This is a genomic window from Chitinophaga sp. CB10 (genome assembly GCA_001870995.2).
Taxonomy (GTDB): Bacteria; Bacteroidota; Bacteroidia; order Chitinophagales; family Chitinophagaceae; genus Chitinophaga.
In genome coordinates this window covers 228,832-241,615 of record MLAV02000005.1, presented here as the reverse complement: position 1 = coordinate 241,615, position 12,784 = coordinate 228,832, and the positions used below count along the sequence as shown (strand labels likewise).

Genomic DNA, 12,784 nt, shown 5'->3' with positions numbered 1-12,784 from the left:
TCAATTCCAATTTTTAACTATAGGCCATACCAGCTTCCAAAACCAGCAGATTACCTGGAGGAAATTTTCATATGAATTACATAACCCAAAAGGAATATTATGAAAAAAGTGGGGCCGTTAATTGCTGGTAACTGGAGCGGAACTAATGTGCTGGAGATCGGAGAATTGCAAAATGAAACAACTATTGCGTTACAACAATTAGCAAAAGATATCTGTAACCTCGTTTTTATGGATATAGAAATACCAGGTTTAACATCGATAGAAGCTGCCAGCATAGTGAAGGCAGCTTATCCCGATATAAATGTCATTCTGCTTACTTTAAGAGAAGATGTAAAATCAGTCACGCAGGTCCCGGCGATGGAAGCCGGAATCGCAACGGAAAAAATTCCACCTGTTACCTTAACTGAATTTCTTTCCCAGGTGTACGAAACAGCCCTGCATAGCAATATGGTAGCGGTAAACAAAGTACTGGCCTTCTTTAATAAAGATAAACAGCAGCTGATCGCGCATGATTCTTACGGACTCTCTCCCAGAGAAAAAGAAATTCTACGATGCCTCGTGAACGGCGATACCTATAAACAGATTTCAGAACACTGCCACATCAGTGTTGGTACTGTACGCTCGCATATCATGAACATCTACAGAAAGCTGGACGTGAACTCCCGATCCAATGCCATCGTAAAAGCAATGAAAGAAAACCTGATCTGAGTATCCCCGGGTAACCCCTGATGTGCCTTGCCAACCCTTGCTGCATCCGGTTCTTATTCGTTCTTGCCTCCTGCATTTAACAGCTGCCGCGTAAACGCGAAGTTTACCGTTTGAAAATGCTACGCATAAAAGAGAAAATATTACCGTATTTTGTGCAATCGATTGCGTAATTTGGAAGCCTGAATCAGCATTGACCAGGCTATTCCATTATATGCCGTAAATTGAAACAGGTGCATACGTTTGCACCTGCTTATTGGTTCGACATTTAAAGCTGCTGTCCCGTTATGATGAGAAAAGCATTGTCCTTTTGGCTCTTAGCCTTTACTTTTTCCAGCCTGGCCACTAAAGCCCAGCAATCCATACGTATTACCAACCAATGGGAATTCCTGAAAAGTGACCTGGGAGGCCCCTGGGAAGCCGTGCGCCCCGCCGCGGAAGGAAGTCCTGAATCAGTACCGCTCTGGCAAAAGGTGACCCTCCCGCATTGCTTCAATGACCGCGACGCCGTTGACCCGGACGTCAACTACTACCAGGGCCCCGGATGGTACCGCACCCAGCTTGACATCAAAAATCCCTATAGCAACGGCCGTACCTTCCTCCATTTCCTCGGCGCCGGGCAGAAGACTAACGTGTACGTGTACACGCAAAAGGTAGGATCCCATACCGGCGGTTACGACGAATGGTCTGTAGATATCACAGACGCCGTGGAAAACTTCCTGAAATCTCCGGAAGCAAAACGCTTTAAAGGGAAAGTACCCGTAGCCATCCGCTGCGATAACTCCCGCGACCTGGAAATGATTCCTTCCTCCATGTCCGATTTCAACGTTTACGGCGGCGTGTACCGCCCGCTGGAAATCGTATATACGCCGGCGTTATCCTTTAAGGAAGTACACCTGCAGGCCACTACGGACGCTGCCGGCAACGAAGGCCAGCTGGTCGTTTCCGCCTCCTTCATCAATTCCCTGAACGCCAGGGACGCCACTATTGAAATCAACCTGCTGGATCCGCGCAACCAGGTGGTTAAAACGCTGAAACAAGCCATCCATCCTGCCGCCGCTGAACAACAGGTGGCTGCCATCTCCCTGAAGAAACCGATACGCTGGTCCCCGGATCAGCCACAGCTTTATAAAGTACAGGCTAAAATAACCTCCGCTGCCGGCGCCGCTGAATGGACCGGCAACACCGGTTTTCGCCACTTCAAATTCGAAGACCACGGGCCCTTCCTGCTCAACGGTAAACGCCTCCTGCTGCGTGGTACCCACCGCCATGAGGACCATGCCGGCGTAGCCGCCGCAATGGACGATGCCACCATCCGGCAGGAAATGATCCTCATGAAAAAAATGGGCGCCAACTTTATCCGCCTCGGCCACTACCAGCAACACCCGCTCGTGCTGCAGCTGTGCGACAGCCTCGGCATCCTCGTGTGGGAAGAAATCCCCTGGTGCCGCGGAGGCCTCGGCGGCGATATCTATAAGGAACAAGCCCGCCGCATGCTGACCAATATGATCAGTCAGCACCGCAACCACCCCGCCGTTATCCTCTGGGGGCTTGGTAACGAAAACGACTGGCCCGGCGACTTCCCGGAATTCGATAAGGAAAAGATCCGCGCGTTCATGTCGGAATTGCACCAGCTGGCCCACCACCTGGACAGTACCCGCCTGACCACCATCCGCCGCTGCGATTTCTGTAAGGACATTGTAGACGTGTACTCGCCCTCCATCTGGGCCGGATGGTACCGCGGCCGCTATACGGAATACAAACAGGAAAGCCTCAACGAAATCGCGAAAGTAAAACACTTCTTCCACGCGGAATGGGGGGCAGACAGCCACCAGGGCCGCTATGCGGAAAACCCTGAATTCTTCATCCAGAAGATTGCCACCGGCAAAGGGACGGACGAACGTACCGGCGACTTCGCCCTCACCGGCGGTAACGCCCGCGCGTCCAAGGATGGCGACTGGTCAGAGTCCTACGCCGTCAACCTGGTAGACTGGCACCTGAAGGAACAGGAAACCATGCCTACGCTCACCGGTAGCGCCTATTGGGTGTTTAAGGACTTCTCCACGCCGCTGCGCCCGGAGAATCCCGTGCCTTACGTGAACCAGAAAGGTATCGTAGCAAGGGACCTCACGCCAAAAGAAATCTACTACGTCTTCCAATCCTACTGGCTTACGCAGCCGATGGCCCACATCTACGGCCACTCCTGGCCGGTGCGCTGGGGCAACGAAGGCGAGGAAAAAGAAATACGCGTGTACTCCAACTGCCCGGAAGCAGAACTGTTTGTGAACGGGAAAAGCGCCGGCGTGAAAAAACGCGACAGTCAAAACTTCCCGGCTGCCGGCCTGCGTTGGAACGTAGCGTTGCAGCCTGGTGAGAATAATATCCGCGTGGTAGCCCGCAACGGCAAAACCACGGTAACGGACGAAACCACCTGGACCTACCAGACGGCCAAATGGGGCAAGCCCGTGAAGCTCGTGGTGGAAAAGGAGCGCCAGGGCGATACCACCCTCGTGAAGGTGAAAGCGCTGGATGCCAACAATGTACTCTGCCTCGACGCAGCCAACCAGATCACCTGGTCGGTAGCGGGCAACGCTACCCTGATCGACGACCTGGGCACCGCCGGCGGCTCCCGTAAAGTACAGCTGGCCAATGGCCAGGCATCCATCCGCGTGGTAAACAACAGCGGTAAAAGCGTAGTAGCAGCGGCTGCCAGCGGCCTCGCTACCGGTCTTACCGAAATTTAATACCTAATCTACTCCGTTATGAAATACTTTTTAACCATTGGCCTGTGTATCGCTGCAAGCGCTGCGCAGGCCGCCACTCCTGATTCCCTGCTGAAGCTCTGGTACCGGCAGCCAGCCACCCAGTGGGTCGAAGCGCTGCCACTGGGCAACGGCCGCATCGGCGCTATGGTATTTGGCGGCGTCAAAACTGAAGAGCTGCAACTCAACGAAGGCACCATCTGGTCCGGCACGCCACGGGATGGCAACAATCCAAAAGCCAAAGAACTGCTGCCGCAACTCCGCCAGCTGCTGAAAGAAGAAAAATACATGGAGGCCGATAAGCTCTCCCGGGAAATGATGGGCAAATACAGCGCCCGCTACCTCACGCTGGGCAGCCTTTTCCTGGAAAGCGACCTCCCCGTCGATGCACAGGACTACCACCGGGAGCTGGACCTGAATACCGGTATCAGCACGGTCCGGTTTACGCATAACGGCGTCGTATATACGAGAAAAGCATTCATCAGTTATCCTTCCCAGTTGATGGTGGTACGCTATACCGCCAGCAAGCCGGGAGCGATCACGTTCCATACCCGCTTCGCCAACCCGATGCCGCACCGTAACAGTGTGGTCGACCGGGCAACCCATTACATTTCCATGGAAGGTACCTGCCCTTCCTACGTAGCGGCGCGCCCGTACGAAAAGGAGCAGGTTGTATATGGTAAAGGAGAGGACGGCAGCGAGCCGGTACGCTATGCCGTACACCTGCAGGCCCGCTCCAAAGACGGCGTAATCAAGGAAGACACCAGCGGCATACAGGTGAATAACGCTACGGATGTTACCTTGCTGCTTTCCATCGGCACGAGCTACACCCGGGAAGGCAACCACGGCAATGCTTTCCTGCGCGCTAAGGAAGCCCTCACGAAAGCTGCCGCGCAAAACTACGACCAACTATCAGGCATACACGAAAAAGATTATACCGCGCTGTTTAATCGCGTGAAGCTGGACCTGGGGGATGACGGTAACGGCAGCCTGCCTACGGACCAGCGTCTGATAAACTACACGGCCGCCGGCGGCCATCGCGATCCGCAGCTGACGGCGCTGCTGTACCAGTACGGCCGCTACCTCATGATATCCGGCTCCCGCAAAGGCGGTACGGCCATGAACCTGCAAGGCCTGTGGAACAAGGAAATGCAGCCGCCATGGGGTTCAAACTACACGATCAATATTAATACAGAGATGAACTACTGGCCGGCAGAATCGGCTAACTTGTCCGAATGTACGGAGCCACTGTTCAACTTCATCGCTTTGCTGGCTAAAAACGGTCGTACTACCGCCCGCGTCAACTACGGCGCCAATGGCTGGGTGGCTCATCATAACTCCGATCTGTGGGGGATGACCAACCCTGCGGGCGGTATCGACTTTAAAGATCCCAACGGCAACCCCAAATGGGCGCATTGGCCAATGGGCGGCGCCTGGCTGACCCGCCACCTCTGGGAGCATTACCAGTACACCGGCGATAAAAAATTCCTCGCGGAGGCTTATCCGCTGTTGCAGGGCGCGTGCGAATTCATGCTGTCCTTCCTGATCCGGGATGAAAATGGCTATTGGGTCACCAGCCCCAGTACCACCCCGGAAAATAATTTCTGGGTGAACGGGAAGCAAACCGGCTCGGTCAGCATTGCTACCACGATGGACCTCTCCATCATCCGGGACCTGTTTAACAATACCATCAACGCGTCCCGCGCACTGGGCAAATACCCGGAATTTGCGCAGCGCCTGGAAAAAGTGCTGGGCGAAATGTATCCGTTCCATGTAGGCCAGTATGGCCAATTGCAGGAATGGTATAAGGACTGGGATGATCCGAAAGACAGTCACCGGCACGTATCCCACGCCTATGGCCTGTTCCCGGGCAACTTTATTTCCCCGCGGAGGGATACCATACTATCGGAAGCGGCTAAACGTAGCTTACTCCTCCGCGGCGATGGCGGTACCGGCTGGTCCAAATCCTGGAAGATCAACTGGTGGGCCCGCCTGGAAGACGGCGACCACGCCTATACGATGCTGAACCAGCAACTATTCCTCTCCAATGCACAAGGGGTAAGCGTAGCCAACACCAGCGGCGGCTCCTATGCAAACCTCTTCGATGCGCATCCGCCGTTCCAGATCGATGGCAACTTTGGCGTCACCTCCGGCATTACGGAAATGCTGCTCCAAAGTCATGACGGTACGTTGTACCTGCTGCCGGCATTGCCGTCAGCCTGGCCGGCCGGCTCCGTAAAAGGATTGAAAGCCAGAGGCGGATTTGAAGTGGATATGGAATGGAAAGACGGGCAGCTGACGAAAGCGGTAGTGAAATCCGCCCTGGGCGGCAACTGCCGTATCCGCGTAAAGCAACCGGTACGGATACCGGGCGCCAAACCGGCTGCCGGTCAAAACAACAACCAGTTCTACGTGCTGGCAATGAAAGGCAATACCCTGGTAAAAGATCCGTCCAAATTGCCGGAGCTGAACCTGAAACAGGCATTTGAATACGACCTGCCTACCGTTGCAGGTAAAACCTACACCATAAATCCCTAAGCAATATTCCATATGCGTGTTCTGAAAAATTTGGCATTTAGTATAGGCGTTAGCGTGATAACCATCCCCGCATTTTCCCAGGTGAAGGGAGATGATGATGGCGTATTGAGCCAGCAGGCCGCGGACCGTGACAAAGCGGCCATCAGCAATGCGGTCAATGGCTGGTGGACGGCGAGTATGAAAAATCACGACCAGCGCATCGCCTGGTGGAGAGAGGCCCGCCTCGGCTGTTTTATCCACTGGGGAGTGTACTCCGTGCCCGGCGGCCTCTGGAAAGGGAAGAAGGTGGGCGGCTATGCCGAACACCTGATGCGTAAGGAAAAAATTTCAAGAGGCGAATATGATTCCCTGCTGATAAGAACTTTTAACCCGGTGGATTTTGATGCCGGGGAATGGGTAAAGCATATCAAGGCGGCCGGTATGCGCTACGTCATCATTACCGCCAAACACCATGACGGCGTAGCCATGTACCCTACTGCCATCGGGGATTACAGCATTAAAAACTCCGCTTTCAAACGGGACCCTATGGCCGAGCTGGCAGCCGCCTGCCGTAAGAACGGCCTCCGCTTCGGATTCTACTATTCCCACGCTTTTGACTGGGAGCATCCGGATGCGCCGGGGAATGACTGGGATTATAATAACCCGGGGGGAGATAAGGACCTGTTCGGGGGGCGCAACTGGTATGATGCACACCCTGAACTGCTGCAAAAAGCCGTGAGGTACGTGAACCAAAAATCAATACCGCAGATAAAAGAACTCATCGCCAAATACCATCCGGATATTCTCTGGTTCGATACGCCGCATAAACTGCCGCTGAGCGAAAATATCCGCATCCTGGAAGCTATCCGTTCCGTGGATAACAACGTGGTGGTAAACGGGCGGCTGGCCCGCAGCAGCGAACGTTCCTTCGGGGATTATATCAACACATCCGACCGGCCGGCGGAGTTTTACCCGGTGCAGGGCGATTGGGAAGCGATCCCTACTACCAACGAATCGTACGGCTATTCCCGTTATGATGAGAGCCATAAACCGGTATCCTTCTTCATACGCCTGCTGGCTAAAGCGGCGGACCGCGGAGGTAACCTGCTGATGAATATCGGGCCGGAAGGCAACGGGATCATAGACCCCAGAGATACCGTCATATTGCATGGCATTGGCGAATGGATGCAACGCTACGGAACCAGCATCTACGGCACCACCGCCTCCCCGCTGCCGATTCAGCCCTGGGGCGAGGTGACTGCAAAGGATCAGCTGCTGTACCTGCACGTATTTTCCTGGCCTGCCAACGGAACGCTGACGGTAGGCGGCTTGCAGGGCAAGGTGAAAAAAGCCCGCCTGCTAAACAGCAGGACGCCGCTGAAAACCGCGGTGGTAAACAATGGCATGGACCTGCAGGTCATGCTGCCAGCCACTGCGCCGGACAGTATTAACAGTGTCGTGGTATTGGAAATGGAGCGCATACAACCTACGGCGGCCACCGTTGCCCGCCTGCTGGATGGCGCCGGCCTTACCAACCGCCTGCTGGCATACGATGCGCAATACCGGAAAGGGTTAAGTAAGGGCGATGGGAAAATTGCCGGTTATTACGTGGGCGACATTGCCAACCCTGCCGATAAGCTGGTGTGGAAAGTGCGCACCTCCCGGCCGGGCACTTATCGCGTCACGATCAAATACAGCAGCAGCACGCCGGAAGCGCAATATGAAGTGACTGCCGGGGAGCAGGCGCTGCGCGGCGTCACGGGCAACAAGAAGGGCATCCTAACGGAAACCCTGGGCAACTTGCAGCTGAAAGCCGGCGAAAACGAAATTATACTGACGCCAACAACTAATAATAAAGCAGAAATGATGAAGGTATTTGAGCTACAGCTCACTGCCTCTGAAAAATAGCGCTGCAAAATAAATTTCACGATGAAAAAGCAATTCCTTTCCATACTCGGAGCCATGCTGCTCGGCGGCATTACTGCCATGGCAGGCGTTTCCGACGATTTTGTAAAACAGCTGAAAGCCAGCAACGGGACTGTACTGCTGGCCAGTGGCGCGCCTGCGCCGGCTTCTGTGAAGCTGATCCGCAACTGGAACAACGATGTTTGCCTGGTTCGTATAGTCAATACCGGTAGTACGCCGGTGCGGCTCAAGGAAGTGGTCCTGGGGGCGGTGGGCAAAGTACTGCCTCCCGCTACGCCTTTTTACGCGGAAGGTTTCCAGATGCTGACGCAAACAGCAGGCACCCTGGCAAAACCTGAAACCCTGGGCAACTATACCGATGCGGGGCATTACCGCATTCCGCAGCCGGAAGGGTATCTGGCTGTTTATAACCTGCTGCGCCTTTACCCCGGCACAGACCAGCAGCTACTCCTGGGGTTTGCCAGCAGCCATCGTTTTGTCGGGAAATTTTATCTTTCCCCCGATACAATAAAAGTCGTGGAGGACCTGGAGAACCTGGAACTGCAACCCGGTAAGGAATTCAGGCTGGAAGAGCTGATGCTGCTCAAAGGAGCGGACGGTAACCAGCTGCTGGACAAACTGGCGGCACGCATTCAGCAAAACCATCCCCGGCTGGAGTTTAAGGCGCCGCCGGATGGCTGGTGTTCCTGGTATTGCTTCGGGCCGCGGGTAACTGCAAAAAATGTTTACGACAACCTCGACTATATCAAAGCCAATGCACCCGTGCTGAAATACATTCAGCTGGATGATGGCTATCAGCCTCATATGGGCGACTGGCTGGAAGTGGGTAGCTCCTTTGGCGGCAATGTGCAGCAGGTGCTGAAAACAATCCGGGAAAAAGGTTTTGAACCGGCAATCTGGGTGGCGCCGTTTATCTGCGACAGCAACTCTGCTATTTTCAAACAACATCCGGACTGGCTCGTGAAAGACAGCAGCGGCAAGCCTTTGAGCAGCGATAAAGTAACTTTTGGGGGATGGCGGCTGAAGCCCTGGTATGTACTGGATGGCACCCTGCCCGCAGTACAACAGCACCTCACGGAAACTTTCCGGGTAATGAAAGAGCAGTGGGGCGTAACCTACTTTAAACTCGATGCCAACTTCTGGGGCGCTATACATGGCGGGGTATATGCAGATAAAAATGCTACCCGGGTGGAAGCATACCGCAGGGGAATGGAGGCTATCATTAAAGGAGCGGGGGATGCGTTCCTCCTGGGTTGCAACCACCCGCTGTGGGCTTCCCTGGGCCTTATTCACGGCAGCCGCAGCTCCATGGACATCAAACGTACCTGGTCCGTATTTGAACGCAGCGGCCGGGAAAACCTTTACCGGGCATGGCAGAACGGGAAGCTCTGGTGGAATGATCCGGACTGCCTGGTGCTGACCGGTAATATGCCGGACAATGAATATAACTTCCACGCAGCGCTGCTGTACGCTACGGGCGGTATGTTACTGAGCGGGGACGACCTGACCAAAATTTCGCCCGAGCGCCTTAACATGCTGAAAAAGGCTGCGCCGCCTACCGGTAAGGCTGCCGCTTTTGAGAATACAAAATTCGAAATCGGAAAAGTGAAAGCAGGCAACGATCAGCGGGTGATCCTGCTCAACTGGGAAGCGACGCCTAAAAAGCTCTCTGTGAAACTGAACAAGCCAACGGAAGTGATAGATTACTGGACGGGTAAGAGCCTCGGTAAGTTCGCCGGTAATTATTCCGTAGAACTCAAAGGGCATGACGGCATGGTGCTGACGTTTAAATAAGTACAACAATGATGAAGCGCGTATTACTTTTTTCTGTCTTGATGATAATGATGACCCTGACCGCCGGCGCCCAACAGCGCTGGCGTAATCAGGTGATTAAAGACATGCGGCCCGCCATCCTGGAAAGAGCCGCCTGGGCCAAACAGCAACAGCCGGAAACGATTACGGCGTATAGCTGTGACCGTAGCGCCGGCGGGTTACATGACTTTTACTCGGAAGGGGACTACTGGTGGCCTAACCCGGCGAGTGCGGACAGTCCGTATATCCAGCGGGACGGCCAAAGTAACCCGGAGAATTTTGTGGCGCACCGCCAGGCCATGATCCGGTTTAGCCGCGTTATGGGCGCGCTGGCAGCGGGCTACATCGCCAGCCAGGATAAGACCTACCTGCAACATGCGCTGGCTCATGCCAAAGCCTGGTTTGTAAACCCTGCTACCCGCATGAATCCTAACCTGCAGTTTGCGCAGGCCATCAAAGGCAGGGCTACCGGCCGCGGTATTGGTATCATCGATACCATTCAGCTGCTGGAAGTGGTGCAGGCCCTGCGCATTATGGAAAAAGCAGGGATGGTGCCGCCGGCTGACCTGGCAGCCATCAAATCGTGGTTCAACGAGTACCTGGAATGGCTTACCACCCATCCTTACGGCAAGGATGAAATGAAGGCAGCCAATAACCATGGCACCTGCTGGGTAATGCAGGTGGCTGAATTTGCCGTGTTTACCGGTAACGATACGCTGACCCGCTTCTGCACGGACCGGTATAAGAATGTATTGCTGCCTTCCCAGATGGCGAACGACGGCAGTTTTCCGCTGGAGCTGAAACGCACTAAACCTTACGGCTACTCGCTGTTTAACCTCGACGCCATGGCCACTCTTTGCCAGATATTAAGCACGCCAAAGGATAACCTCTGGCAATACACCGCGGATAAGGTGAAGTCCATCGGCAAAGGCATTGCCTGGATGTATCCGTATGTGAAAGATAAAAGCGCCTGGCCTTTTGCACATGATGTGATGTATTGGGAGAACTGGCCGGTTGCCCAGCCATTCCTGATTTTTGGCGCGGCTGCCTATAACAATAACGACTATTACAAAACCTGGCTGCGGCTCGATCATGATCCCCGGGTGGAGGAGGTGCTGCGGAATTTACCTGTGCGAAATCCACTGATTTGGCTGTAGAAAAGTCAAAAAACCGGACTTTTATTCATAAAAATCGAAAAAATGGGCCTCTGGCAGGCCCATCATTTACAAATCGTTAAATCTGAAGATATTGTTATTTTTAACAATATAATTTGCTAACTTTAAGCTCTATGCAAAAACTTTAGAGTATGAGTTGGATGGACGACCTCTATGTGATTTATCAAAAGCTGGATGCCAACAGCTGCCAGGAGGTAAAAACAGAAATTATCAAAGCCCAGTTAAACGGCTGTAGCGATGGCACGATTTACTATCTGGTATTGCAACAACTGGTAAAATTAAAGCGCGACAAAGCGCCGGTGTACGAACTGATCAAAGGCGAGGTGGAAAATATCATTCACGCCCAGCATGCTTACGCACACTAAACTCTTAATTCTTCAATCAGCTTCTGCACCTTCAGGTAGTTGGGAGCGCCTTCCGGAATTTTAAGGAGCCATTCGAGGCATTCCTGTTTATGCCCTTCCCTGAGGTAACTGAGGGCGAGGTAGAATGCTGCTTCGTAGCGGATTTTGTTATCGCCGTTGTACACGGCGAGCAGGTCCTGCCGTGCCGGAGCGAGCTGCTGCAGATCTACCAGGCATACGCCGCGGTAGTAGCGGGCGTAGATGTTATCCGGGTGGGCGGCCAGCTCCTGGTTGAGTAGCCGGAGCGCGTCGCTGAAGTGGCCCTTGTTGAATTCCCTTTGCACTTCTTCGGAAAGGCGCAGGGTATCGTTTTCCATGGCCTGCATTTCCGTAGAGGAAAACTGGCTGTAGATATTTTTGCGCCAGGGGCTGATGTAGAGGAGCGTGGCCAGCGTCATGGCGATGATGGCCGTGGCGATGACGTAATTTCGTATAGGCGTGATGGAAGTATCTTTCACCGCAAACCAGGTGTTGCGGTGGGCATACAGCTGGTGTTGCAGCTCATCTCTTTCCGTATCGGCGCAAACGCGTTGCGCGAGCAGCTGGCGGATCAGGTCGAACCTTCTTACCTGGTTAGCCAGCGAAGGATTTTCTTTTAATTTTTCCGCAAACGCATGGCGGTTAGCTTCTGACATGATGCCGCAGAGGAAAGCGTCCGCCGCTTGTATGTCCGATTCCGGCATACTGTCCACCGGTTTCAGTTCCCCATCGATGCGGAGGAACAGGTTTTTGAAGCAGGAAGCGCGGCGTGCCGGCAGTTCCTTAACGGGGATTTTTGTTTCCGCAGCAATATCTTCCTGCAGGCAATCGGTAAGTGCCCAGCGGATCAGCTCCCTGCACTCGTCGCTCAGTTGCAGGTATTGATGGTAGGCAACCCTTCTCTTTTCTCCTTCCCTGAGTACATCTTCCAGGTCCTGCATATCCTCGCGGCTGAGAGCCGCCGTTTCGTCCGGCTCAAGGCCGGGAATACGCGCGCCTCTGCGCTCTACTTCCTTTTCCCATACACGTTTGCAGAGCAGGATGAGAAACGCCTCGAAAGAGGCAACCTTCAACGGATGCCGGCGAACGAAGAAATAAATATCCAGCAGCACTTCTTCAAAGATGTGCGCTGCATCGCGTATTGTTCCTCCTTTTTGCTGGATAAACCGTTGGGCTTTTATCGCAAAGCGCTGATAGATAGAATCAATAACATCTGCCTCATGATGAAGTAATCCGTTAATATAGTCCTGTTCGTTGCTCGTTAGTGATTCAGGTGACATACGTTTGGGATTTTACCTGTTCTCTGATTACTAATTTATTAAACCTTGCAGAGCTGACCTAATTATTTTATTCTACCTCTCACATGTAGATTTTTCCTATATTAGCTGCCGCATTGCAATCTATGCCTGCAATGCGTAATAGGACAGAGACTTTAGAGAATACGCCTCAGGTCTTGTACAGGAGGGAACCTAATTATGTACCAGCCGACTACTGACGCCACTGA

General features: G+C 53.5%; 8 protein-coding genes. 7 read left to right on the top strand and 1 reads right to left on the bottom strand.

What is annotated here, in order from left to right:
- Positions 1 to 99: 99 nt before the first annotated feature.
- The 7 genes from BOC67_RS09810 (at position 100) to BOC67_RS09780 (ending at position 11,262) form a co-directional block, all read left to right on the top strand.
- The gene (locus tag BOC67_RS09810) at positions 100 to 708 is read left to right on the top strand and encodes a response regulator transcription factor (RefSeq protein WP_291909869.1); all 609 of its coding nucleotides are present in this window, start codon (positions 100 to 102) and stop codon (positions 706 to 708) included.
- Between the two features lie 284 nt (positions 709 to 992).
- On the top strand, positions 993 to 3,449 hold the full coding sequence (locus BOC67_RS09805; RefSeq protein ID WP_291909868.1) for a glycoside hydrolase family 2 TIM barrel-domain containing protein: 2,457 nt from the start codon (positions 993 to 995) through the stop codon (positions 3,447 to 3,449).
- Between the two features lie 18 nt (positions 3,450 to 3,467).
- Positions 3,468 to 6,005: a glycoside hydrolase family 95 protein gene (locus BOC67_RS09800; protein ID WP_291909867.1), complete on the top strand. Its 2,538-nt coding sequence runs from the start codon at positions 3,468 to 3,470 to the stop codon at positions 6,003 to 6,005.
- 30 nt (positions 6,006 to 6,035) lie between these two features.
- On the top strand, positions 6,036 to 7,892 hold the full coding sequence (locus BOC67_RS09795) for an alpha-L-fucosidase (RefSeq protein ID WP_291909866.1): 1,857 nt from the start codon (positions 6,036 to 6,038) through the stop codon (positions 7,890 to 7,892).
- Positions 7,893 to 7,913: 21 nt separating this feature from the next.
- Positions 7,914 to 9,704 (top strand): glycoside hydrolase family 36 protein, encoded by a 1,791-nt coding sequence (locus BOC67_RS09790; RefSeq protein ID WP_291909865.1) that lies wholly within the window; start codon positions 7,914 to 7,916, stop codon positions 9,702 to 9,704.
- Between the two features lie 41 nt (positions 9,705 to 9,745).
- Positions 9,746 to 10,879 carry an alginate lyase family protein gene (locus BOC67_RS09785; RefSeq protein ID WP_291909864.1) on the top strand — a complete coding sequence of 378 codons (1,134 nt, stop codon included), beginning with the start codon at positions 9,746 to 9,748 and terminating at the stop codon, positions 10,877 to 10,879.
- A gap of 149 nt (positions 10,880 to 11,028) precedes the next feature.
- Positions 11,029 to 11,262: a hypothetical protein gene (locus tag BOC67_RS09780; RefSeq protein ID WP_291909863.1), complete on the top strand. Its 234-nt coding sequence runs from the start codon at positions 11,029 to 11,031 to the stop codon at positions 11,260 to 11,262.
- Here BOC67_RS09780 and BOC67_RS09775 read toward each other — a convergent pair.
- Entirely contained in the window at positions 11,259 to 12,560 is a 1,302-nt protein-coding gene (locus tag BOC67_RS09775; RefSeq protein WP_291909862.1) for a hypothetical protein, read from the bottom strand. The genes BOC67_RS09780 and BOC67_RS09775 overlap by 4 nt on opposite strands.
- Positions 12,561 to 12,784 lie beyond the last annotated feature (224 nt).

What these genes read in the sequence shown, in the direction of transcription:
- BOC67_RS09790 (WP_291909865.1), top strand. Translation starts at nt 7,914, where the DNA reads ATGAAAAAGCAATTCCTTTCCATACTCGGAGCCATGCTGCTCGGCGGC.
- BOC67_RS09780 (WP_291909863.1), top strand. Translation starts at nt 11,029, where the DNA reads ATGAGTTGGATGGACGACCTCTATGTGATTTATCAAAAGCTGGATGCC.
- BOC67_RS09785 (WP_291909864.1), top strand. Translation starts at nt 9,746, where the DNA reads ATGATAATGATGACCCTGACCGCCGGCGCCCAACAGCGCTGGCGTAAT.
- BOC67_RS09810 (WP_291909869.1), top strand. Translation starts at nt 100, where the DNA reads ATGAAAAAAGTGGGGCCGTTAATTGCTGGTAACTGGAGCGGAACTAAT.
- BOC67_RS09805 (WP_291909868.1), top strand. Translation starts at nt 993, where the DNA reads ATGATGAGAAAAGCATTGTCCTTTTGGCTCTTAGCCTTTACTTTTTCC.
- BOC67_RS09775 (WP_291909862.1), bottom strand. Translation starts at nt 12,560, where the DNA reads ATGTCACCTGAATCACTAACGAGCAACGAACAGGACTATATTAACGGA.
- BOC67_RS09800 (WP_291909867.1), top strand. Translation starts at nt 3,468, where the DNA reads ATGAAATACTTTTTAACCATTGGCCTGTGTATCGCTGCAAGCGCTGCG.